23 protein-coding genes are annotated in these 22,825 nt (G+C 72.9%); 15 read left to right on the top strand and 8 right to left on the bottom strand.

Features of this window, described 5'->3' with window-relative positions:
* The first annotated feature begins 121 nt into the window (after window positions 1-121).
* Window positions 122-535, top strand: a complete 414-nt coding sequence (locus tag LUZ64_RS07980; protein ID WP_095580379.1) for a hypothetical protein — start codon at window positions 122-124, stop codon at window positions 533-535.
* Window positions 536-577: 42 nt separating this feature from the next.
* Here the strand turns inward: LUZ64_RS07980 and LUZ64_RS07975 are convergent, their stop codons facing one another.
* On the bottom strand, window positions 578-1,348 hold the full coding sequence (locus tag LUZ64_RS07975) for a GNAT family N-acetyltransferase (protein ID WP_095580381.1): 771 nt from the start codon (window positions 1,346-1,348) through the stop codon (window positions 578-580).
* 120 nt (window positions 1,349-1,468) lie between these two features.
* On the bottom strand, window positions 1,469-1,849 hold the full coding sequence (locus tag LUZ64_RS07970) for a peptidase inhibitor family I36 protein (RefSeq protein ID WP_095580383.1): 381 nt from the start codon (window positions 1,847-1,849) through the stop codon (window positions 1,469-1,471).
* A gap of 213 nt (window positions 1,850-2,062) precedes the next feature.
* Here LUZ64_RS07970 and LUZ64_RS07965 point away from each other — a divergent pair, with 213 nt between their 5' ends.
* From LUZ64_RS07965 to LUZ64_RS07955, 3 genes are all read left to right on the top strand, one after another.
* Window positions 2,063-2,458, top strand: coding sequence for a PPOX class F420-dependent oxidoreductase (locus LUZ64_RS07965; protein WP_095580385.1), 396 nt, complete (start codon window positions 2,063-2,065; stop codon window positions 2,456-2,458).
* Window positions 2,459-2,548: 90 nt separating this feature from the next.
* Window positions 2,549-3,514 (top strand): pirin family protein, encoded by a 966-nt coding sequence (locus LUZ64_RS07960; protein WP_095580386.1) that lies wholly within the window; start codon window positions 2,549-2,551, stop codon window positions 3,512-3,514.
* 301 nt (window positions 3,515-3,815) lie between these two features.
* A complete protein-coding gene (locus LUZ64_RS07955) occupies window positions 3,816-4,445 on the top strand; it encodes a TetR/AcrR family transcriptional regulator (RefSeq protein ID WP_095580388.1) in 630 nt (209 codons plus the stop codon).
* Window positions 4,446-4,469: 24 nt separating this feature from the next.
* Here LUZ64_RS07955 and LUZ64_RS07950 read toward each other — a convergent pair whose 3' ends face one another.
* Window positions 4,470-4,985, bottom strand: coding sequence for a GNAT family N-acetyltransferase (locus LUZ64_RS07950; RefSeq protein ID WP_095580390.1), 516 nt, complete (start codon window positions 4,983-4,985; stop codon window positions 4,470-4,472).
* A gap of 585 nt (window positions 4,986-5,570) precedes the next feature.
* On the opposite strand from LUZ64_RS07950, the gene LUZ64_RS07945 reads away from it, so the two are divergent.
* Window positions 5,571-6,962, top strand: coding sequence for an FAD-dependent oxidoreductase (locus LUZ64_RS07945; RefSeq protein WP_095580392.1), 1,392 nt, complete (start codon window positions 5,571-5,573; stop codon window positions 6,960-6,962).
* Window positions 6,963-7,072: 110 nt separating this feature from the next.
* On the opposite strand, the gene LUZ64_RS07940 is transcribed toward LUZ64_RS07945, so the two are convergent.
* Window positions 7,073-7,441, bottom strand: a complete 369-nt coding sequence (locus tag LUZ64_RS07940) for an ArsR/SmtB family transcription factor (RefSeq protein WP_232389717.1) — start codon at window positions 7,439-7,441, stop codon at window positions 7,073-7,075.
* Between the two features lie 215 nt (window positions 7,442-7,656).
* Here LUZ64_RS07940 and LUZ64_RS07935 point away from each other — a divergent pair, with 215 nt between their 5' ends.
* From LUZ64_RS07935 to LUZ64_RS07920, 4 genes are all read left to right on the top strand, one after another.
* Window positions 7,657-8,751, top strand: coding sequence for an NADH:flavin oxidoreductase/NADH oxidase (locus tag LUZ64_RS07935; protein ID WP_095580453.1), 1,095 nt, complete (start codon window positions 7,657-7,659; stop codon window positions 8,749-8,751).
* Window positions 8,752-8,936: 185 nt separating this feature from the next.
* A complete protein-coding gene (locus LUZ64_RS07930) occupies window positions 8,937-9,614 on the top strand; it encodes a uracil-DNA glycosylase (RefSeq protein WP_095580396.1) in 678 nt (225 codons plus the stop codon).
* A 103-nt stretch (window positions 9,615-9,717) separates the two neighbouring features.
* Window positions 9,718-10,833 carry an N-acetylglucosamine kinase gene (locus tag LUZ64_RS07925; RefSeq protein ID WP_095580397.1) on the top strand — a complete coding sequence of 372 codons (1,116 nt, stop codon included), beginning with the start codon at window positions 9,718-9,720 and terminating at the stop codon, window positions 10,831-10,833.
* Window positions 10,834-10,939: 106 nt separating this feature from the next.
* Entirely contained in the window at window positions 10,940-11,884 is a 945-nt protein-coding gene (locus LUZ64_RS07920; RefSeq protein WP_095580399.1) for a sirohydrochlorin chelatase, read from the top strand.
* Window positions 11,885-12,228: 344 nt separating this feature from the next.
* Here the strand turns inward: LUZ64_RS07920 and LUZ64_RS07915 are convergent, their stop codons facing one another.
* Together LUZ64_RS07915 and LUZ64_RS07910 are read right to left on the bottom strand one after the other, a co-directional pair.
* Window positions 12,229-13,293 (bottom strand): lactonase family protein, encoded by a 1,065-nt coding sequence (locus LUZ64_RS07915; protein ID WP_095580401.1) that lies wholly within the window; start codon window positions 13,291-13,293, stop codon window positions 12,229-12,231.
* Window positions 13,294-13,472: 179 nt separating this feature from the next.
* Complete coding sequence (locus tag LUZ64_RS07910) at window positions 13,473-14,951, bottom strand: FUSC family protein (protein WP_232389718.1); 1,479 nt, start codon at window positions 14,949-14,951, stop codon at window positions 13,473-13,475.
* Window positions 14,952-15,334: 383 nt separating this feature from the next.
* Between LUZ64_RS07910 and LUZ64_RS07905 the strand changes: the two genes are divergently transcribed.
* Both LUZ64_RS07905 and LUZ64_RS07900 read left to right on the top strand, forming a co-directional pair.
* Window positions 15,335-15,817, top strand: a complete 483-nt coding sequence (locus tag LUZ64_RS07905; RefSeq protein ID WP_095580405.1) for an Lrp/AsnC family transcriptional regulator — start codon at window positions 15,335-15,337, stop codon at window positions 15,815-15,817.
* 250 nt (window positions 15,818-16,067) lie between these two features.
* On the top strand, window positions 16,068-16,997 hold the full coding sequence (locus LUZ64_RS07900; RefSeq protein ID WP_095580407.1) for a D-alanyl-D-alanine carboxypeptidase family protein: 930 nt from the start codon (window positions 16,068-16,070) through the stop codon (window positions 16,995-16,997).
* 125 nt (window positions 16,998-17,122) lie between these two features.
* Here the strand turns inward: LUZ64_RS07900 and LUZ64_RS07895 are convergent, their stop codons facing one another.
* Window positions 17,123-17,545, bottom strand: a complete 423-nt coding sequence (locus LUZ64_RS07895; RefSeq protein WP_095580409.1) for a YjbQ family protein — start codon at window positions 17,543-17,545, stop codon at window positions 17,123-17,125.
* Between the two features lie 28 nt (window positions 17,546-17,573).
* Window positions 17,574-18,350 (bottom strand): hypothetical protein, encoded by a 777-nt coding sequence (locus LUZ64_RS07890; RefSeq protein WP_095580411.1) that lies wholly within the window; start codon window positions 18,348-18,350, stop codon window positions 17,574-17,576.
* A gap of 212 nt (window positions 18,351-18,562) precedes the next feature.
* Between LUZ64_RS07890 and LUZ64_RS07885 the strand changes: the two genes are divergently transcribed.
* The 4 genes from LUZ64_RS07885 to LUZ64_RS07870 all read left to right on the top strand — a co-directional run bounded on the left by LUZ64_RS07885 (window position 18,563) and on the right by LUZ64_RS07870 (window position 22,736).
* Window positions 18,563-19,666 (top strand): NAD(P)-binding domain-containing protein, encoded by a 1,104-nt coding sequence (locus LUZ64_RS07885; protein ID WP_095580413.1) that lies wholly within the window; start codon window positions 18,563-18,565, stop codon window positions 19,664-19,666.
* Between the two features lie 129 nt (window positions 19,667-19,795).
* The gene (locus tag LUZ64_RS07880; RefSeq protein WP_095580415.1) at window positions 19,796-20,548 is read left to right on the top strand and encodes a (Fe-S)-binding protein; all 753 of its coding nucleotides are present in this window, start codon (window positions 19,796-19,798) and stop codon (window positions 20,546-20,548) included.
* Window positions 20,545-22,065: a lactate utilization protein B gene (locus LUZ64_RS07875; RefSeq protein ID WP_095580417.1), complete on the top strand. Its 1,521-nt coding sequence runs from the start codon at window positions 20,545-20,547 to the stop codon at window positions 22,063-22,065. The genes LUZ64_RS07880 and LUZ64_RS07875 overlap by 4 nt, the downstream gene beginning before the upstream one ends.
* Complete coding sequence (locus LUZ64_RS07870) at window positions 22,062-22,736, top strand: LutC/YkgG family protein (RefSeq protein WP_095580419.1); 675 nt, start codon at window positions 22,062-22,064, stop codon at window positions 22,734-22,736. The genes LUZ64_RS07875 and LUZ64_RS07870 overlap by 4 nt, the downstream gene beginning before the upstream one ends.
* The last annotated feature ends 89 nt before the right edge of the window (window positions 22,737-22,825 follow it).

The raw sequence follows: 22,825 nt of genomic DNA, 5'->3' as shown, positions 1-22,825 counted from the left end.
ACGCACCGGTTCGCTCCAGTGGCCCGCGGGTCCGGTACGAAAGGTCGCATACCCTCTGGCGTTCTTGATCCACTTCGTGGTTGTCTCGGTCTCCCAGCCTTTTAGGAGAGAAGGAACGACCATGAGACGCTTTGTCCGCGCCCTGGCCCTGACCGGAGCGACCGCCGCGGCCGGCGCCCTGACGCTGCTGACCGCCCCCACCGCCCAGGCCGCGCCGTCCGACGGGCCGGCGTGCGTCACGGCCGCCGGGACGAAGTCCTTCGGTCGCGGCGAGATAGCGATGTGTCCGCAGAGCGACGGCACCACGCGGGTCACCGGCTGGGTCGAGGACCTGCTGCCCGGCAAGGGCTGGGGCGGCACGCCGGACGGGCGCTGCGCGGGCTGGTGGATCGAGATAGGCGCGAAGGGCGGCATGGTCGGCCCGCTGGTGTGCCCGCACTTCACGCCCTCGCACGAGGCGACGTACAAGTTCGACTACACGTTCAAGCCGCAGGCCCCGGTGACGGGCGCGAAACTGAACGCGTTCACGGCCTGAAGGCCGCAGCAGGCCGCAGCAGGCCGCAGCAGGGCGAAAAGATCAGCCCTTCAGGCCGTAGAAGTGCATCGGTGAGTTCGGCCTGAAACCGATGCGGGGATACACCGGCGCCCCCGCCGCCGTCGCGTGCAGGGTGGCACGTGTCAGGCCGGTGGCCCGGGCACCTTCGTGGAGGGCCTTGCGGGTCACCGCCTCTCCGTAGCCCTTGCGCTCGCATTCCGGGGCCGTGGCGACGAGCACGACGAAGAGGCGGCCCGCCGCCTCCACCGTACCGGCGCACGTCACCGGGACACCGTCCCGTAGTCCCAGGTAGGCGTGCACCCGCTTCTTCCACAGCGCCGACCCGACGAGCCCGTCGCGGCCGTCCTCCAAGGGGAATCCGTAGGCCCGTGAGTTCAGGTCCGCGTACGCCCGCAGCTGTTCGTCGGTGGTCACGCGTACGAACGTCAGGTCGGGGTGGGACGGCTCGGGGAGGGGAAGGAGGTCACCGGCCATGCCGACGCCGGGGAAGGCGTGCTCAAGGCCCGCCTTCTCGGCCGCCGTCCGCAGTCCCGCGCGTGCCTCGTCGTCGAGGAGGTCCTCGAAGAGCCACAGGAATCCGGGGTGTTTCTTCGCGCGCATGATGTCCGCGGCCTGGCACAGGCGCTGCTCGAGGAGCGCCGCGTCCGCGTCGACATCGGTCAGCGTGACGCAGTTCCAGAAGGCGAACCGGCAGTCGGCCCAGCGGACGGCGATGCCCGGAAGGTCCCGTACGTCGGCGTTCGCGTCACGGTCGAGCACCATGGCCCGCCAGCCCACGGCGAGCTGCTCCATAGATTCGATCGACTCCGTACGTTCCGGCACCGGACCTCCTGAGCGGTGGAATTGCGGACTGCCCTCAAGCGAGCGGACTGCCCTCAAGTAATACGCCACCGGCCAGGGGTCGGGCCACGGTCACTGCGGCTTGAAGGAACGAATCTGGTAGCTCCCCTGGAGGTTTCCCTCCCCGCCCTTCGGGGTGGAGCCCACTCGCGCCTTGTAGTTGGTCTGCGTGTAGTACTGCACGCGGTGACCGGTGTTGTTCCGCACGGAACGGACGTTCCATCCCTTCTGGATGAACCCGCAGTCGTCCGCGGTGTTGGCCTTCTTGCTCACGGACCACTCACATCTCTCCCCGCCGCCGTTCCAGTCGGAGTAGATGCAGAAGGTCCCGGGCGAGCACGGGTAGCTCAGTGCGGAAGATCCTCCGCCGGGGGCGGCGACCGCGCTGGGCGCGACGAGAGCGGTACCGAGAGCGATGACCGACGCCACGGCGAGCGGGATGGTACGACGCATGGACCCCTTCTCCCTTCTCCGGCGTGGGCTCCGGGCAACGCCCGAATCCGACCCCAGGCAGCCTGCCATCCGGCATGTCGGGCGGGGGAGGGCATTTTCTGCCACCTAAAGGACACCACCGAAATGTCATGATCCTGCGATGGGAAGGAATCAGCCCTCGTGTGTGTTCAGCGCGAGTAGTGAACTCATGTGTTTCAACAGAAGGGTGAAGTCGTGTCAGTGACATTCGACGAGGAGACGCGCGAGCTGCTGGACGGGAGGAACTTCGCCACCGTCGCGACCCTGAACCGGGACGGCGGGCCGCAGACCTCGGTGGTCTGGATCGCGCGGGACGGCGACGCGGTGCTGTTCTCCACCACGGCGGGGCGTCTGAAGGCACGCAATCTCACCCGGGACCCACGGGTCAGCCTCACCGTCTTCGACACCGAGAACCCGTACCGGTCCGTGGACATCCGCGGCACCGTCGAGCTGATCGAGGACCCCGGGAAGTCGTTGCCGCTCGAGCTCTCCCGGAAGTACCTGGGCGAGGACCCGCCGCCCGAGCCGGAAGAGGTGCTCCGGCTCATCGTCCGGGTGACACCGCGGAAGGTGACCCGCTTCCCCGTCTGAGCCCCGCGACCACCTGCCTCGGGAGCGGGCCCGGCGCGCCTGCCGGCGACGCCCGGCCCGGCAAGTGCCGCGTGCCGGTACGTTGTCGTCATGAGCAACCTTGATCGTCAGGCCGCACTCTCCGTCTGCGGCGGCCGTGGATTCGTTCCCGGCGAGCCTGTGCACGAACTGCTCAGCCCACGCCACGTACGGCTCGGCGAATCGACCCGGGTGCGCCGGCTGCTCCCGAACCTGGGCCGTCGCATGGTGGGCGGTTGGGCCTTCGTCGATCATTACGGTCCCGACGACATCGCCGACGAACCCGGCATGCAGGTGCCGCCGCACCCGCACATGGGGCTGCAGACCGTCAGCTGGCTGCACGACGGGGAGGTGCTGCACCGTGACAGCCTCGGAAGCCTCCGGACCGTCCGGCCGCGAGAGCTCGGCCTGATGACGTCCGGCCGGGCCATCTCCCATTCCGAGGAGAGCCCGCGACCGCACGCCCGCTACCTGCACGGCGCTCAGCTCTGGGTCGCCCTCCCCGAAGCGCACCGGAACGTGGAACCGCGCTTCGAGCACCACCCCGACCTGCCGGTGGTCACCGCGCCCGGACTGACCGCGACCGTCATCCTCGGTGAGCTCGACGGCGTGCTCTCGCCCGGCACCGTGTACACCCCGATCGTCGGAGCGGATCTGACGCTCTCCCAGAGCGCGACGGCGAGCCTGCCGCTCCACCCCGACTTCGAGTACGCCGTGCTCTCCATGTCGGGCGAGGCCCATGTCGACGGCGTGCCGGTCCTGCCGGGTTCCATGCTCTACCTCGGCTGCGGCCGCACCGAACTGCCGTTGCGGGCCGGGTCGGACGCCGGTCTGATGCTGCTGGGCGGCGAGCCCTTCGAAGAAGAGATCGTGATGTGGTGGAACTTCATCGGCCGTACGGGAGAGGAGATCGCACAGGCCCGTGAGGCGTGGATGACCGGCGACCGCTTCGGCAGCGTCCACGGGTACGACGGAGCCCGGCTGCGGGCACCCGACTTGCCTCCGGTGCCGCTCAAGCCGCGCGGACGGGTCCGCTGAGACACGGCCGGGACACATACGAAAAGGCCCCGCCCGGCATCGTGCCCGGTGAGGGCTCGTGCGTACCGTGCGAGGCAACGGTGGGCGCCGTGCTCATCCGTCCGTCGACGGGTGCCCGTCAACGGCGTCCGTCGACGAGCGCGGCAGTGGCGCTGATCCGTGCATCGTCCGCTGATCGGGCGCTCCCCCGCGGCGCCCGATCAGCGGACGCACCGGATCCCGGCCGGCGCGCTGGCGGCAAGGACAACCGGAGACACGCTGAGTATATTGGCCCGGAGCCAGTCAACGCAGGAGTTAGGACATGTCTCCCCGCAGCGCGTCCGTCAACGAGGAGTTGCGGCGCCGTTCGCGCGAGCGGCTGCTCGGAGCGACCGTCGAACTCGTAGCCGAGCGGGGGTACGAGGCGACGACGCTCGCCGACATCGCGGACCGGGCGGGCACGGCGCGCGGTCTGGTGTCGTACTACTTCCCCGGCAAGCGCCGGCTTCTCCAGTCCGCCGTGCACCGGTTGATGCATCTGGAGCTGGCCGCGGCGCTGGAGCGTCCGCCGCGCGCGCGGGACGGCCGGGAGCGGCTGGCGCGGGCGATCGACGCGGTCCTCGGCCTCGCCCGGGACCGTCCGTTGCTGATGCGCACGCACATGGCGGGCATCCTCCAGGAGGACGGCTTCCTCCAGTGCCCGGACCAGCAGCGTCTCGCCCACCTGCTGCGCGACACCATGGCGCGCTACGGCTCGGCCGACCCGGAGTCCGACTACCGGCTGCTGCGCGCCCTGTTGATGGGCGCGGTCGTGGCCGTGCTGCTGCCGGGCGCGCCGATGCCCGTCGAGCGGCTGCGCGCCGAGCTGTTCCGGCGGTACGGGCTGGACTGGGAGCTGGGCGTGCCGCCCGGCCCCTCACCGCGCGAGGGATTCGATACCCCCGCGCGGTGAGGGCCCGCCGAGCGACCGCCCGGACTAGACGCCGAACGGGGTCGCGTAGCGAATGGTTCCGCCGGGCATGGACCGGCCGGCGTCGAGGCCGAGGGCCATCATGGCCTCGTCCGGGACGTCGAAGGGCGGGCGGATCCCGTACACGGAGGCGCGGGTGAAGCCGAACCTCGGGTAGTAGTCGGGGTGTCCGAGCACGGTGACGGCGTGCTCACCCATGCCCTCGGCGGCGTCGAGAGCGGCGCGGACGGCCGCGGAGCCGGCGCCGGTCTTCTGGTACTCCGGGAGGACGGCGACGGGGGCCAGGCACAGGGCCGGGGCGTCGCCGATGTGGCAGCGGGTCAGCAGCGCATGGCCGACGACGGTGCCGTCCGGGGTCAGGGTGACCACGGAGAGGCCCGGGATCCAGGAGGTGTCGGCGCGCAGGGCGTCGACGAGGCCGGCCTCCATAGGGGTGTCGAACGCGGCGAGGACGATGGCGCGGACCGCGGGGATGTCGGCGTCGGTCTCGGTGCGGGTGATCCAGTTGGTGCGAGTGTTCATGACGGGATGACTGTCCGTTTCATGGGATCGGCACGGTTCGTTCCCGAAGGGTCCGGTACCGCCGGCTGCCGGGAGGACAGACGGAGCACCGCGAGAAGCAGAGAGCCGCGGAACAAGGTCGGAAGGCCCTTGCGGGAAGGGGCCCCGTCAGCACACGGAGACGACCACCGCGCCGAGCGCGAGGCTCGTGCCGAGCACAAGGCTCATCACGCGGAAGGGTCGGAGAACGGTCAGACCGGGGCCCGGGACGTGAGGATGGTCCGGGCGGCGCTACGCATGGCAGCGGCCTTCAGTACGGTCATCAACCTCACCTCCCTACTCGCTCGAAAATCCGGTCGAACACCAACGATCACCACGCTAACACGCCCGGGTGAGGCCGCGCCCGTCAATTAAGCGCCCCGGAAATCACCTGGTACGGGCCCGGGGTTGCACCCCCCGGAAGCGGCGCGGCCCGGCACTCCGGGCCCCCGGATTCCGGCCGCCCCGGCCGCCTGTCTCGCGCGCCTCTCCCGCATCCCGTCCCCCGGTGCCATCCTGGACGTCTCTGCGGGACGTCTGCGGCCCTGCCGCGGGAAGGGGCCCAGCGTGCTTCGCGTCGCAGTCGTCGGATCGGGACCGAGCGGGGTCTACGCCGCGCAGGCCCTCGTCCAGCAGCGGGACGTCCCCGGGGTGACGGTGGACGTCCTGGACCGCCTGCCGTGCCCGTACGGCCTGGTGCGCTACGGCGTGGCGCCCGACCACGAGAAGATCAAGTCGCTCCAGAACACCCTGCGGACCACGCTGGAGCACCCGGGCATCACCTTCCTCGGCAATGTCGCGGTGGGGGACGGCCCCCGCGAGCTGCCGCCCCGGCGGCTGCTGGACCTCTACCACGCGGTGGTCTACTGCGTCGGGGCCGCGACCGACCGGCGGCTCGGCATCCCCGGCGAGGACCTGCCCGGCAGCTTCTCCGCCACCGAGTTCGTCTCCTGGTACAGCGCCCACCCGGACGCGGCGCCGGGCGGTTTCGTGCTCGGGGCGCGTTCCGCGGTAGTCATCGGGGTGGGCAATGTGGCGGTCGACGTGGCCCGCGTGCTGGCGCGCGGCGCCGAGGAGCTGCGGCACACCGACGTACCGGACGCGGCGCTGGCCGCGCTCGCCGACAGCCGGGTGACGGACGTCCACATGGTGGGCCGGCGCGGCCCGTCCCAGGCCCGGTTCACCACGAAGGAGCTCCGCGAGCTGGGGGCGCTGCCGGGCGCCGAGACGCTCGTACGGCCGGAGGAGGCCGCGCTGGACGCGGGGTGGGCCGACCCGTCCGGGCTGCCTTCCGCGGTGCGGCGCAACGTCGAGGTGCTGCGCGGCTGGGCCGGGCGGCCGTCGCTCGGCCGGGCGCGCCGGATCCGCCTGCGGTTCTTCCTGCGCCCGGTGGCGCTGCTCGGTGACGAGGCGGTGCGGGCGGTGCGCTTCGAGCGGACCGCTCCGGACGGGCGGGGCGGGGTGACGGGCACGGGCCGGTTCGAGGAGATCGAGGCGGGGCTGGTGCTGCGGTCGGTGGGCTATCGCGGGGTGCCGATCGCGGGGCTGCCGTTCGACGAGGGCAGCGGGACGGTCCCGCACGACCGGGGGAGGGTGCTGCGGGAGGGGGCGCCGGCGCCGGGCGAGTACGTGGCGGGCTGGATCAAGCGGGGGCCGACCGGGGTGATCGGGACCAACCGCTCGTGCGCCAAGGAGACCGTGACGTCGCTGCTGGCCGACGCGGGGGCGCTGCTGGAGCGGCGTCCTCCGGAGGACGCGCGTGCCGCGCTGCGGGCGGCGGGCCAGGAGCCCGTCGAGTGGCCGGGCTGGCTGGGGATCGAGGCGGCGGAGGCCGCGCTCGGGCGGAGCCTGGGCCGGGGGCCGGTGAAGATCCCGGACTGGGAGGGCCTGCTGGCCGCGGCCCACGGCACGGGGGAAGCGACCCCGAGCGGAACCCCTGACCCCCGCTCGCCGGGCTGACCGCGGCCCGGTGGGAGCACCGCCCGGGCCCGGCCCCCCCCTGACGCCCGCGCGGACCGGCCACGGCACCGTGGCCCCGACGCCGCCGCGCGCACACGGCGGACGGGGGCCTACCGGCCCTCCTCCCCCAGCCGCGCCGCTTGGCGGTGGGCGCCCGTGAGGACGCTGTCGAGCAGCCCGGGGAAGAGCTCCTCCAGGTCGTCGCGGCGCAGCGCGTTCATCTTGGCGGTCCCCCGGTAGATCTGGGTGATCACACCGCTCTCGCGGAGCACCCGGAAATGGTGCGTGGTCGTGGACTTGCTCACCGGGAGGGCGAAGACGGAACAGCTCTGCTCGCCCTCGGAGCCCGCGAGCGCGCACACGATCTGGAGGCGCATGGGGTCGGAGAGCGCGTGGAGCACGTCCTCCAGGCGGATCAGGTCACGGTCGGGGTGCTCCAGGGAGCGGCCGGTCGACGGGGGCCGGGTCTGTGTCCGCACGGCTGCTCCTTCGGGCTCGGGCGTCGTCGGGCTCGGCCGTCCTGGCCGTCGCCGCCGGGCGAGGGTACCGGACGAGGATCCCATTGTACGAGGATCCTCGTAGTTTGACATCTGGCGTACTACGATGGGTATCGTACGAACCGTGGTCGCCGCCCGGCGGTCGACACCACACCCGTCACCCCACCCGTGTAGCGCATTTGGAGTCTGTTGTGAGCGTGAGCGCACTCTTCGAGCCTTACTCCCTTCGGTCGCTGACCTTCCCCAACCGCGTCTGGATGGCACCCATGTGCCAGTACACCGCGGACGCGTTCGGACCGAACGCGGGCGTGGCGCGGGACTGGCACTTCGCCCACTACTCCGCCCGCGCCATCGGCGGCGCCGGGCTGATCCTGCTGGAGGCCACGGCCGTCTCCCCGGAGGGCCGGATCAGCCCCGGGGACCTGGGCATCTGGAACGACACCCAGGCCGAGGAGCTGCGCCGGCTCACCGCCTTCCTCAAGGAGCGCGGCACGGTACCCGGCATCCAGATAGCGCACGCCGGCCGCAAGGCGTCGACGAAGCGCCCCTGGCACGGCAGCGGCTACGCGGACGCCGAGGAGGCCTGGCAGACGGTCGCCCCGAGCGCCGTCGCCTTCGACGACCGCCACCCCACGCCCACCGAGCTGACGGTGGAGCAGATCAAGGAGATCGTGGGGCAGTTCGCGGACGCCGCCCGGCGCGCTCTGGCCGCGGGCTTCGAGGTCCTCGAGGTGCACGGCGCGCACGGCTACCTCATCCACGAGTTCCTCTCCCCGCACAGCAACCACCGCACCGACGCCTACGGCGGCTCCTTCGACAACCGCGTCCGGTTCGCCCTGGAGGTCGTCGACGCGGTGCGCGCGGTCTGGCCCGAGGACCTGCCGGTCTTCTTCCGCGTCTCGGCCACCGACTGGCTGTCGGAGAACGCCGACGACGCGCGCGAGGGCTGGACGGCGGACCAGACCGTGGCCCTGGCGCGCGAACTGCGGGCCCACGGCGTGGACCTGCTCGACGTCTCCACGGGCGGCCTCGTACCCGACGCGGTCATCCCCGTCGGCCCGGGCTTCCAGGTGCCGTTCGCGAGCCGCGTGAAGGACGAGGCCGGGCTGCCCGCCGCCGTGGCGGGTCTGATCACCGAGCCCGAGCAGGCCGAGAAGATCGTCGCCGCGGGCGAGGCCGACGCGGTCCTGCTCGGCCGCGAGCTCCTGCGCGACCCGCACTGGGCGCACCGCGCCGCCGACGCGCTGGGCGCCGCCAAGCGAGTGCCGGCACAGTACGGCCGGGCCTTCTGACCTGCCCGTACGCGCTTCCGGAGGCCGCTGCCCGGCGGCCTCCGGAAGCATCTGCCGACGCGCGGCGATCACTCGTCCGGGGGATGCCGGAGAGACACGCGGCCAAAGCGCGGCGGGGTGCGCACGGGCGGCGGCGGGAAGGCGCGTTCGTACGGGAACGGACTGAGCCAGTAGAGTGACGCCCCGTGGCTGCACGACCGTTGAATGAGATCGTCGAACCGGGCTGGGCCAAGGCGTTGGAGCCGGTGGCCGGGCGGATCGCCGCGATGGGCGACTTCCTGCGCGCCGAGATCGCCGCGGGCCGTACGTACCTGCCTTCGGGCGCGAATGTGCTGCGGGCCTTCCAGCAGCCCTTCGACGAAGTGAGAGTGCTGATCGTCGGTCAGGACCCGTACCCGACACCGGGTCACGCCGTGGGACTGAGCTTCTCCGTCGCGCCCGAGGTGCGGCCGCTGCCCGGCAGCCTGGAGAACATATACCGCGAGATGCACACGGACATGGGGCTGCCGCGGCCCTCGAACGGGGACCTGACCCCATGGACCCGCCAGGGCGTGCTGCTCCTCAACCGCGCGCTGACCACGGCCCCGCGCAAGCCGGCGGCGCACCGCGGCAAGGGCTGGGAAGAGGTCACCGAGCAGGCGATCCGGGCGCTGGTCGCCCGGGGCGGCCCGATGGTGGCGATCCTGTGGGGCCGCGACGCCCGCAACCTGCGCCCGCTGCTCGGCCAGGTGCCGTCCGTGGAGTCCGCCCACCCCTCCCCCATGTCCGCCGACCGCGGCTTCTTCGGCTCCCGGCCGTTCAGCCGGGCCAACGAGCTGCTGGCCCGGCAGGGGGCGGCCCCCGTGGACTGGCGGCTTCCGTGATCCGGCGCCCGGCGCCGCGCCGGACCCCCGCGCGGGGTCCTGCGGGCGGAGCTCCGGCGCGGCTGTCGCCGGCGCCCCGGGCCCGGCGGAGACGACCGCCGCGATGACCGCGCCTGCACGGCCGTCCAGCCATGTCCTGGGCGTCGACTCCGGCGGCTCGGGCATCCGTGTCGCCCTGGCCCCCGCCGACGGCGGGGGCCCTTCGCTGCGCTGGTCCTCTCCCGTGCCCACCGCCGTCGGCCCGGCCGGCGTCGACGCCCGCGGCCTCTTGGCACAGCTGCTGCCCGCCGCCCGGGAACTGCTCGGGCGGGCGGGCGCCGGGCGCTGCGAGGCCGTCTGCGTGGGCGCGACCGGCATGGCCGGGATGGGGGACGAGCTCCGCGCCGTCCTCCCGGCCGCTCTGCGCGAGGCGCTCGGCACCCGGCGGCTGGCCCTGGCCTCGGACGCGGTGACCGCGTACGTGGGGGCCCTGGGCCAGCGTCCCGGGGTCGTCGTGGCGGCCGGTACGGGCCTGGTGGCCCTCGGCACCGATCTGTCCCCCGAGGGGGGCTGGCGGCGCGCGGACGGCTGGGGGCACCTGCTCGGGGACTGCGGCGGCGGTGCCTGGATCGGGCGCGCCGGGCTGGAGGCGGCCATGCGGGCGCACGACGGGCGGGCCGGCGGTTCACGGGCGCTGCTCGACCGGCTGCGCGCCGTGTTCGGCCCCGCGGAGCGGCTGCCGGGCCTGCTGTACCCCCGGGCGGACCGGCCCGCCCTGCTCGCGTCCTTCGCCCCCGAGGTCGCCGTGTGCGCGGCGGCCGACCCGGTCGCGGCCGCCATTCTCCGTGAGGCCGCCTGGCACATCGCCGGCACGGCCGCCGCGGCCTGCCCGCCCCCCGGACCACCCTCCGACATGTCCGTCATCTCCGATACGTCCCGCGCTCCCGGCCGGACGATTTCCGGCCGCGAGACCCCGGGTCCGGATGCCGACGGACCCTCGGGCGAGGCAACGGAGGGGGCCGGTGTGACATATGAAGTGGCACTCGTCGGCGGATTGTTCCGGATGGGCGATCCCCTGCTCGCACCCGTGCGCGAAGAGTTGCAAAAGCAACTACCTCACGCGCGACCGGTCGACGCCGCGGGCGAGCCGCTGGACGGCGCATTACGCGTGGCGGGAGCGTTGGTGACGGACAGTCTCCTGGTGCCGGCCGATCCCGCGATGCTCCGTATCATTTGCTGAACACTCCTTCATTCGTCGTATGCGCGGGCGAATAAATCCGGACAGACAAGACCAGGACGGACCCGCCCGAACGGTCCGGTGCGATGAACGACTAACATGCGGCGCCATGAGCTCCCCCACAGGGCCCGCGCCTGGCCTGCCCGTACGAATGCCGCGACCCCGTCAGCCCGGACGGCATCGGCGACCGGAGCCAGCGGCCGCGCCGGTGGGTGCGCCTCCGCTGGTCCTCGCCGTGCCGGGCACACCCGAGCCCGCCACCCGCGGCCTCGCCGAGGAGATCCTGAGCATCGCCCGCTCCGAGCTCCCCGGCATCGACGCGCGGATCGGCTACGTGGACGCGGAGGGCGACAGCGGCGGCTACCCGTCGCTGGAGTCCGTCCTCGCGCACGCGGCCGCCCAGCGCGCCGCTCGCGCGCGCGAAGCCGAGGCCTCGGGCAGCGCGGAGGACGCCGCCGACTCCTGGGACCGCTGGCCCACCGCCATCACCGTGCCGCTGCTCGCCGGACCCGACAACGCGCTCCTCCGGCGGATACGTCAGTCGGTCATGAACAGCGGCTCCGTCACCGAGCTCACCGACACGCTCGGTCCGCACCCGCTGCTCGCCGAGGCGCTGCACGTACGCCTCTCGGAGGCCGGGCTGGCCCGCGCCGACCGCGCCCGACTGTTCACAGTTGCAACTGCCGCCGACGGAATCATCCTGGCGACGGTGGGTGGCGAGGAGGCCGTGCAGGCCGCCGGCATCACCGGGATGCTGCTCTCCGCCCGTCTGGCCGTGCCGGTGCTGGCCGCCGCGCTGGACGAGGAGGGAGCCGTCGCCCGCGCCGCTGAGCAGCTGCGCGGCTCCGGCTCCCGGCAGCTGGCGCTCGCGCCGTGTCTGATCGGCCCCGAGGTGGCCGAGGGTCTCGCCGCCGAGGCCGCGCGTGAGATCTCCTGCGCGGCGGCCGAGCCGCTGGGCGCCTACCCGGCGATCGGCAAGCTGGCCCTCGCGAAGTACGCGAGCGTGCTGGGCATCACGCCCCAGCCGTCGCCGCAGGGCGTGCCGGGCCGCTGAGCGACGCCGCGCACCGCGCACGAGCTGTACACGCCTGACGGGCCGGCCGCCCGCCCGGTGTCCGGAGAGGGGCTCCCGCCCGGCGGGGGCCCCTCCGGCACGTGTGGGACCCCTCGGCACGTGTGAGGCCGGACCGGCTACGGACCGGCGTCGGACGTGGACCGCCCCGCACCCGGGGAGGCCACCGGCCGGAGAAGCCCGGGAGGCCACCGGCCGAGGCAGCCGTCGGCTCTCACCCTGAAGTTCAGCTTGAGGGTGTGGTTCCGGGCCGACCCGCGGCCCGTACGCGCGGCCCGGCTCCGGCCGCTACCGGAGAACCCGGCCGGACGGCCGCCCCGCACGCCTCAGTCGAAGATCACACAGGACGCGGCGGTCACCGGGAGCGCGCCGCCGGGACGCGGTATGCCGGTGGTGGCGTCGACGGTGAACCACGCGACGTCACCGGAGCGCTCGTTGGCCGCGTACAGATGACGCCCCGCGGGGTGCGGTGTCAGGTCCCGGGGCCAGCGGCCCCCGCAGCCGACCGCCGAGCGGAGCTCCAGGCCGTCCCCCGAGGCGTCGAGGGCGAGGGTGGTGACGCTGTCGTGCCCGCGGTTGGCGACCCACAGGAACCGTCCGTCGGAGGACACCACGGGCGCCGAAGGGTAGTTCACGACGTCGGCGTCCGGCGGTACGACTCGGGTCTCGCCCAGCGGCTCCAGGGCCCCCTTCGCCGCGTCCCAGCGGCACACCGTGACCGTCGACTCCAGCTCGTTGAGCACGTAGGCCCGGTCGCCCCGCGGGTGGAAGACCAGGTGCCGTGGGCCGGTGCCGGGCCGCAGCGCCGCCTCGTGGTGCGGGCGGGGCAGGCCGGACACGGGGTCCAGGGCGTGGATCCACACCGAGTCCGTACCGAGGTCGACGGCGAGGAGCCAGCGGCCGGAGGGGTCGGGCACGACGGCGTGCGCGTGCGGAGCCTCCTGCCGGTCGGCGACCGGGCCGCCGCCCCGGTGCGGCAGGACCGCCACCGGCGCGCCGAGGCCGCCGCCCGTACGGACCGGCAGGGCGCTCACGCTGCCCGAACCGTAGTTGGCGGTGAAGACGTGCGTGCCCGCGAAGACGAGGTGGGTCGGGCCGTCGCCCCGTACGGGCACGGGCTCGCCGAGCGGCTCGGGCCGCGCGGGATCGGCGAGGGAGAAGGCCGCCACGGCGCCCTCGTCGGTCTCGCTCACCGCGTAGAGGACGTCGGCGCCCGGCGAGAGCGCGAGGAACGACGGGTTCACGACGACGTCGGTGGAGTGCACCGGCGTCAGGGCGCCGGTGCCCGGATCGGCCTCGGCGACGGTCAGACCGGGGCCGCCCGCCTCCGTGAACGAACCGATGTACGCGAGGCTTCCCCGGCGCCTCGGCCGTGCGCTGCTGATCACCATGCCGCCCTCCCCTCGGACCACGTGTGTCTCCGACGCTACACGCAGGCACCGACAGAGCGAGGTCAGGGAAGTGTCAGGGAGCGGTCGGTGTCCTGGAACGGGCACCGGGGCCGCCCGGCACGGAGGTGCGGGACGGCCCCGGAGGGAGCGCGACGGGGGCCGGGGACCGGCCGGAGGTGTCAGGCCTCGGCGAACACCCCGCGCGGGTTGCCCCGCAGGGGCTTGGCGAGCGAGGAGATCGCCTCTTCCAGGTCGCGCAGGTGGTCGAGCGCGCGCTCGGCGCCGGGGTGGTGGTGCGGGACGGCGTCGAAGGCCACGGCGGCCGGGGGCACCTGCTCGCCGCCGGGTGCCACCAGGCCGTGGAGCGCCGTCTCGACGCGCTGGCAGGCGGCGGTGAGCCGGGCGTCGTGCGAGGCGTCCGGGTCGGCCGCGACGGCCGCCAGGCCGCGGGCCTGCCGGGCGCAGTCGTCGAGGTGTGCCATGACCTGCCGGGCGCGCTCCTTACGGACGCGCAGGGGGCTGAGCGGGTGCAGGAGGGGCGCCAGGGAGACCCGGACCTTGCCGAGGAGGAGTTCGAGCTCGGCGACGTGCGGGGCGGGGTCGGCGGACTCGTCGCCCGCCAGCCGCCGGGCGGTCTCCGTCGTGCAGTGCCGTACGGCCAGTAGGGCGCGCTGTATCCAGGCGTCGGTGGCCGCGTGGGTGGTGACGGGCAGGACGAGGGCGACGGCGAGCGCCGCGCCGGCGGCGCCCACGAGGGTCTGCTCGAAGCGCAGGGCGAGCAGCCCGGGGTGGAGCACGCCGAGGAGCCCGTAGAGCAGACCGGCCATGACGGTCACGAAGAACATCATCCAGCTGTACGAGGGCGCGGCCGTGTAGAAGATCCCGAAGACGCAGACCGCGACGAGGAGGGCGGTGGGCCCGGGCGCGCCGTGCAGCGGCACCGCGACCACGAGGCCCACGGCGATGCCGGCCAGGGTGCCGACGACCCGGCGGAAGCCGCGCACCAGGGTCTCGCCGCGCGAGGCGGTGTTGACGAAGATCCACCAGGCGGTGCCGACGGCCCAGTACCAGCGCTCGTCTGAGACGAGCTGGCCGACGCCCAGGGCGAGGGCGCACGCGAAGGTGTTCTGGAAGGCCTGGCGGGTCGTGGGGCGGGCGAGGCCTCGGGCGGCCAGTGGGGCGGGGCCGACGGGCGGCGGGGTGCGGCGCTCGATACACCAGACGCCGAAGCGGACGAGGCCGCACGCCGCGAGCGACAGCAGCACGGCCACGTACAGCTGGGGCAGCTGCGCGGGGACGGCGTGCAGGAACTGCGTGGCGAAGAACATCATGAAGCCGAAGATCCCGAGCGCCTGTCCGCGCGGGCCCCAGCGGCGGGCGTAGACCCCGCAGAAGACCACCGCGAGGAAGGCGGCGTCGCGCAGGAGCGGCATTCCGTGCAGGGAGGCGGCCAGCGCGAGCACGGGGAAGCCGACGACGGGCAGCAGGGCGGTCGTGACCACCTGGCGCCGCGCGGTCGGGTCGCCGACGGTGAACATGGCGAGCAGCGCCGCCAGGCCGCCCGCGATGCTGGCGGGCAGCGGCAGGCCGGACAGCTCCACGACGGTGACCGCGAAGCCCACGCCCAGGACGGCGCGGGCCGCGGTACGCAGCCTCATCCGGCCCGGATCCGGTGCCACGAAGATTCTCTTCAGAGCTGCCGCCCTTTCTACGTTCCGGCATGAAAAAGGCGCCGCGGGATCATCCGCAGCGCCATCGACTGCTCCATCACAACATCTCATCGGCTGTTGGCTCAAGAGAGGCGAATACCCCTGTGCCATTGGCACACTCCCGGGCATCCGATCTCGGCCGTAGGAGGGCCAATGGCGCCCTCGTCCGGCCGGGCGGGTGCGACGGGGCGGCGGGTTCCCAAGGCCGGGCCGGTGGGGACGACGCGCCGGAGACGGCCGCCGGTTCGCCGAGAGGGCTCGCCATGCCGGTGGAGTGAGCCATTGGTACCGTGACCGGCCGGGAATCCCGACCGGAAGGAGGCCGTCGGCGCATGGCCGTGGACGTCTTGGACTCGAAGATCCTCCGTTTGCTGCTGGAGCAGCCCCGCACCAGCGTGCGCGAGTACGCGCGGCTGCTGGGGATCGCGCGCGGCACGCTCCAGGCCCGCCTGGACCGGCTGGAGCGGGACGGTGTGATCACGGGGACGGGCCCGCGCCTCTCCCCCGCCGCGCTCGGCCACCCCGTGCTGGCCTTCGTCCACATCGAGGTCACCCAGGGCCATCTCGATCCGGTGGCGACGTCGCTGGCCGAGGTCCCCGAGATCATCGAGGCGTTCTCCATCACCGGGGGCGGCGACATGATGGCGCGCGTCGTCGCGCGGGACGCCGGGCACCTGGAGGACGTGATCCAGTTGCTCGTACAGCTCCCCGGAGTGGTGCGTACGCGCACGGAGGTCGTGCTGCGCGAACGGGTTCCGTATCGGATGGTGCCGCTCGTGGACGCGGTGGGCCGGTCGGCTCAGCGGGGTTCGTGACGTCGCTCTGGCCATCGGGCGTGTTTCCGCCCGCGGCCCGGGAGCATGGGCGCCTTCCTCGGTGCAGCGGTAATCCGCAGGTCATGTTCTCGCCGCCGCCCGGAAGGACTCGGACGCGCGGAGCCGATCCGCGCGTGGGTCACGGGAGATACCCGAACACTCCTGGTTTCTCCCGGCGAAAGAGTTGGTGCGATCATCTGCTCGCCCGGCTCGACACGCGAGAACGGGCACGCGAGAAACAGAGGCATAGATGGAGCGATGTGAGGGAAGACCGGCCCGCCGGTGGGGCGCGGCCCTGATCGCCTCGACGGCGGCGGTCACCGCCGTACTCCCCGCGACGACCGTGGAGGCCGCCACCGGTCCGACGGTGGCCGCGAAGGGCGCGTTCCTGCTCGACAGCGGCAAGAACCGCCAGCTGTGGGCCAAGGACGCCGACACCAGACGCCAGATGGCCAGCACCACGAAGATCATGACGGCGGCGGTCGTCCTGGACACCCGGGGCGTCGACCTCGACAAGAAGGTCACCGTCAAGCAGTCCTACCGCGACTACGTGGCGCGGAACGGGGCGAGCACCGCCGACCTGCGGACCGGCGACAAGATGACCGTACGGCAGCTGCTGTACGGCCTGATGCTGCCCTCCGGGTGCGACGCCGCGTACGCGCTCGCCGACACCTTCGGCACGGGCAGGACCGAGTCGGCGCGCACCGCGTCGTTCATCGCCAAGATGAACAAGAAGGCGGCCGACCTGGGCATGAAGAACACCAAGTACGACTCTTTCGACGGCATATCGGCGAAGGGCGCCAACTACACCTCGGCGCGCGATTCGGCCAAGCTCGCCGGCCATGCCCTCTCCAACAGCACGTTCCGCACGGTCGTGAGGACGGCCTCCACCCAGCAGAAGGCGGCGAACGTCAACCGCACGTACTACTGGGACAACACGAACAAGCTGCTGGGCTCCTACAAGGGCGCGCTCGGCATCAAGACGGGCACCGGCACCACGGCCGGGCCCTGCCTGGTCTTCGCAGCCCAGCGCGACGGCCGGACCGTCGTGGGCGTGCTCCTCAACGACCCCACGCAGCGCTATCCGGACGCCGTGAAGATGCTGGACTGGGCCTTCAAGACGAAGACCAGGTCCGACGTCAAGCTCCGGGAGCTGCCGGAGTCGGCGCAGCGGGACTGACCGCCGCCCCCGTGGATGAATGAATGTCTGAGTAACTGAACGATGCCCCTATGGGAGTGCTCCCATAGGGGCGTTTTTGCGGCTGTGCCGGCCTTTCGGCGTCTCCCACCGGCTCCGCCGCTCCCTCAGCCGAGGAAGGAAAGCCGGACCTGACGGTCGGGGTTGTCCACGTTCGTATCGACCAGGACGACCGACTGCCATGTCCCCAGCGCCAGTTCGCCCCCGACCACCGGGAGCGTGGCGTGCGGCGGCACCAGGGCGGGGAGCACGTGGTCCCGGCCGTGGCCGGGGGTGCCGTGGCGGTGGCGCCACCGGTCGTCGGCCGGGAGAAGGTCGTGCAGGGCGGCCAGGAGGTCGTCGTCACTGCCGGAACCGGTCTCGATGACGGCCAGGCCGGCGGTCGCGTGGGGGGTGAAGACGTTCAGCAGGCCGTCCCGCCCCCGGGCGGCCTCCTGGAGGAAAGCGGAGCAGGCGTCCGTCAGGTCGTAAACGGTCTCGACGGAGCCCGTCGGGACGTGGAGCGTGCGGGTGGTGAAGGTGTCAGCCATTTCCTCACCGTAACCGCAGCGCGGATCCTCAGGGCGTCGGAGCTCCGCTCCGGGCGCGGTCGGGCACGCCGCCCGAGCCGCCGGCCGGGCCGGCCGAGGTGTTCCGGTCGCCGTTCGGGCCGGGGTTCGGGCCGGGACCCGGGAGCGGCGGGGGCGACGAGCGCCGAGGCGTGGGCGAGGAGAACCGGCCGCCGGGTTCGGTGCCCCCCGTCGTGCCGTTCGTGGTACTTCCCGCCGTGTCCCCCGAAGGGCCGGAGCTCGGGGTCGGACCGCCGGTGGAGGACGGCGGCGCGGTGGCGGACGGGCTCCGGGTCACACTCGGGCTCGGCGGGACACTGGGGTCTCCGCCGGACGTACGGCTCGGCTTCGGACTCGGGCCGCGGGTGGAGGTGCCGGACGGAGCGGGGGACGAGGTCCCGCCGCAGTGCGGTGACGTGCTGCCGTCGGGGCAGGTCTTGTCCTTGCTCCTGTTGCTGTTTCCGATGACCGTGTCGACCACGGGGCCACCGGTCTCGCCCCACGTGGTTCCGGTGCGAGGTTCCTCCGCGACGACCGCCGCGATGGGCTTCCCTTCATGGCGCTCGTACGCGTTCGCGCAGACGAACGGGGCGACGAACACGACGACGGAGGCACCGAACCGGACCAGCCCGGCCTGGGCTCCGTCGGCGAATATCGTGCCGCCGAGCAGTCCCCCGCTCCCCAGCAGACCGACGAAGGTACCGATGTCGCCCAGATGCGAGAGGATCCAGGTCACCACGCTGCCCGCGGCGGCCTCTGCTAACAGTCGGAAGATGAGCCTGACCATTGTCAACTCCCCCGATGCGGTGATGATGCGTTGCTAGGAGACGGCGGCGCACGGCTTCCGGTTGCGGCCTGCTCATGAGTGCGCCCGGCGCGTAAGGGCACACAGCGGCTCGCTCGCGGGCGCGAGCGCCCGTGGCCGAGCCAGGTGTCCGCCGTCGAAGCCCAGGGGAACAGCTCGGGAAGAGATCCCACCTCCACCGAGTTAGTAGAAACATGAACAATACTGTGGTGCGTGAGCGCGAGGTGGACGTCGTGGTGATCGGCGCCGGGCAGGCGGGCCTGTCCAGCGCCTACCACCTGCGCCGGGCGGGGTACGAGCCGGACAGTGACTTCGTGGTCCTGGACCACGCGCCGGGTCCGGGCGGAGCCTGGCGGTTCCGCTGGCCCTCACTCACCTACGGCAAGGTGCACGGGATGCACGCGCTGCCCGGCATGGAGCTGACAGGTGCCGACGACGCCCGGCCCTCCTCCGAGGTGATCAGCACGTACTTCGCGGAGTACGAGCGCGCCTTCGACCTGCGCGTCCACCGCCCGGTGGGGGTCCGTACCGTGCGCGAGGGCGACGGGGGCCGGCTCCTGGTCGAGACCTCCGAAGGTGTGTGGTCGGCCCGCGCGCTGATCAACGCCACCGGCACCTGGGACCGCCCCTTCTGGCCCCGCTACCCCGGCCAGGAGACCTTTCGCGGCCGCCAGCTGCACACCGCGAACTACCCCGGACCCCGGGAGTTCGCCGGACAGCGGGTGGTCGTCGTGGGCGGTGGCACCTCCGGCGTACAGCATCTGATGGAGATCGCCGAGGCGGGAGCGGAGACGACCTGGGTGACACGCCGGCCTCCGGCCTTCCGCGAAGGACCCTTCGACGAGGACCGGGGGCGGAACGCGGTGGCCCTCGTGGAGGAGCGGGTGCGCCAAGGGCTGCCGCCGCAGAGCGTGGTGTCCGTAACCGGGCTGCCGATGACCGCGGCCATGGAACGGGCCCGCGCGGCGGGCGTCCTCGTCCGCCGGCCGATGTTCGACCGCGTCACGCCGGACGGGGTGGAGTGGGCGGACGGCACCTCGGTGGACGCCGACGTCATCCTCTGGGCCACCGGCTTCCGGGCCGTGATCGACCACCTGGCACCGCTCAAGCTGCGCGAGCCCGGCGGCGGCATCCGCGTCGAGGGCACCCGAGCCGTCCACGACCCCCGCGTGCACCTGGTCGGCTACGGGCCGTCGGCGAGCACCATCGGGGCGAGCAGGGCGGGCCGCGGAGCGGTACGCGAGATCAAGACCCTCCTGAACGCCCGCACCGGCGCTCCCCTTCCGGCCCCGGCCTGACCCCACCCGTCGCCGTACGGCGAGCCGTCCCGTCCGTGACCGGTTCTTCCCAGCCGTCGGCCGCTGCGGCAGTATGAGGCGCGGATGATCACTATCGGCGCGCCGCCGGACGGGCCGTGAGGAGAAGTCATGCGCGTGGGCCTTTTCGTCACCTGCGTCAACGACTCGCTCTACCCCCGCACGGGCCGGGCCGTGGTGACCCTGCTGGAACGCCTCGGTGTCCAGGTCGACTTCCCCATGGCGCAGAGCTGCTGCGGTCAGCCGATGTTCAACACGGGCTACCGGCACCAGACCGAGCCGCTCGTACGCCGCTACGCGGCGGCCTTCCGCGACCACGACTATGTCGTGACCCCGTCCGGATCGTGCGCCGCCATGGTCCGGGACAACTACCCGAGGATCGGGGCCAGGGCCGAGGCGGAGGGACGGGGGACGGAGCTTTCCGAGGCCGCCACGAGCGCGGTGCCCAAGACCTATGAACTCACGGAGTTCCTCGTCGACGTGCTGGGCGTGACGGACGTCGGCGCGTACTTCCCTCATACGGTCACCTACCACCCCACCTGTCACGGGCTGAGGGCACTGGGCCTGGGTGAGCGGCCCCGTCGGCTGCTGGAGCGTGTCGAGGGGCTGGAACTGCGGGAGCTGGACGGGGCTGAGGAGTGCTGCGGCTTCGGCGGCACCTTCGCCGTGAAGAACCCCGCCGTGTCCGCCGCGATGGGCTCCGACAAAACCCGGGCCATCGCCCGGACCGGCGCCGAGGCCGTGTGCACGGTCGACAACTCCTGTCTGATGCACATCGGCGGCGTCCTCGCCCGGGAAGGCTCACCCGTGCGCCCCGTGCACATCGCCGAGATCCTCGCCGGCACGAAGGAGTCCGCCCGATGAGCCGCGACGGATCCGACGTCCCCCGGGGCGGCGGCGCCACCTACCTCGGTATGCCCGCCTTCCCCCGGGCCGCCGACTTCCCCCGGGCCGCCGACACCGCCACCCGCGACGGCCGGCTGCGCGCCAATCTCCGCCACGCCACGCACACCATCCGCGCCAAGCGCGCCCGGGCGGTCGCCGAACTGGACGACTGGGCGCGGCTCCGGGAGGCCGGCGCCGCGATCAAGGACCGCACCCTGCGCCATCTCGACCACCACCTCGTGCGTCTGGAGGAGGCCGTCACACGGGCCGGGGGCACCGTCCACTGGGCCGCCGACGCCGCCGAGGCGAACCGCATCGTCACCGATCTCGTACGGGCCACCGGCGAGCGCGAGGTGGTGAAGGTCAAGTCCATGGCCACGCAGGAGATCGGACTCAACGAGGCCCTCGCGGAGTCCGGTATCCGGGCGTACGAGACCGACCTCGCCGAACTGATCGTGCAGCTCGGCGACGATCTTCCCTCGCACATCCTGGTCCCCGCCATCCACCGCGACCGCGGCGAGATCCGCGACATCTTCCGGGACCGGATGGCGAGCTGGGGACGCCCGGCCCCCGAGGGGCTGACCGACCGGCCCGCCGAGCTGGCCGAAGCCGCGAGACAGCACCTGCGGGAGAAGTTCCTGCGTGCCAAGGTCGGGGTGTCCGGCGCCAACTTCATGGTCGCCGAGACGGGAACGCTCGTCGTGGTCGAGTCCGAGGGCAACGGCCGTATGTGCCTGACGCTCCCCGAGACGCTGATCTCCGTCGTGGGCATCGAGAAGACCGTGCCGACCTGGCGGGACCTGGAGGTCTTCCTCCAGCTGCTGCCCCGCTCCTCGACGGCCGAGCGGATGAACCCGTACACGTCGATGTGGACGGGCACCACCGACGGCGACGGACCCCGCGTCTTCCATCTGGTGCTGCTCGACAACGGCCGCACCGACACCCTCGCCGACCAGGTCGGCCGCCAGGCGCTGCGCTGCATCCGCTGCTCGGCCTGCCTCAACGTCTGCCCCGTGTACGAGCGGGCCGGCGGCCACGCGTACGGCTCGCCGTACCCCGGACCGATCGGGGCGATCCTCACTCCCCAGCTGCGTGGTCTCGCCTCCCCGCTGGAGGAGTCGCTTCCGTACGCCTCCTCGCTGTGCGGCGCCTGCTTCGAGGTCTGTCCCGTCGCCATCGACATCCCCGAGGTGCTCGTCCACCTGCGGGAGCGGGTGGCGGAGGGCGGTGAGGTGACGGTCCGCGGGACGCGCACGGTCATCAGGCCCGCGAAGCGGCACGCCACCGAACGGGCCGCGATGCGGGCCGCCCGCTGGGCCTTCGACCACCCGGACGCGCTCCGTCGCGGACAGCGGATCCTCTCCCGGACCCGCCGGCTCCAGCCGCGACGGCTGCCGGGCCCGGGCCGCGCCTGGACGGACTCCCGCGAGCTGCCCGCCGTCCCCGCCGAGTCGTTCCGCGACTGGTGGGCCCGTACCCGTGGAGGCACCTCGTGAGCGGCGGTACGAGCAGGGAGCGGATCCTGGGACGGGTGCGCCGCGCGCTTGCCGACGTGCCACGGGAAGAGCGCCCGGAGGACCACCCGGTGGTACGCGACTACCTGCGGGTCCACGGCGAGCGGAGCCCCGCGGAAACCCTCGACCTCCTCGCCGGGAACCTCGCGGACTACCGTGCCCTCGTCCACCGCGTGGACGCCGCCGGGCTGCCCGCTCTCCTCGCCCGGCTGCTCGCGGAACGAGGCGCCCACCGCGTGCTCGCACCCGCCGGGCTGCCCCGAGGTTGGCTCCGGGACGCCCGGGTGGACGTTCTGTCGGACACCCCCGCGCTGACGGCGCGTGAGCTGGACGTCGTGGACAGCGTCGTCACCGGCTGTGCCCTGGCGATCGCCGAGACCGGCACGCTGGTGCTCGACGCGGGCCCGGGGCAGGGACGCCGCGCCCTCACCCTCGTGCCGGACCACCACCTGTGTGTGGTGCGGACGGCGGATCAGGTGGTGGATTCGGTCCCGCAGGCCCTGGAGCGGCTGGCGCCGGTGGCGGCCCGGCCGCTCACCTGGGTCTCGGGACCGTCGGCGACCAGCGACATCGAGCTGGACCGGGTCGAGGGCGTCCACGGTCCGCGCACCCTGGAGGTGCTCCTCGTGGCGGGAGATCCACGACCCGTCTGAGGCGCGCCGGTCGCGGGGCTTGTGGCGGGGAAGAGTTCTGTTCGATCCTGGCGCTTCCTGTTCTTTCGCGTATCGCTCATCCGGAGCCG

It is taken from the genome of Streptomyces albireticuli, from assembly GCF_021228125.1.
GTDB lineage: Bacteria > Actinomycetota > Actinomycetes > Streptomycetales > Streptomycetaceae > Streptomyces > Streptomyces albireticuli.
Note: the sequence above shows the minus strand (reverse complement) of the source record. Positions and strands in the feature narration are given on the sequence as shown.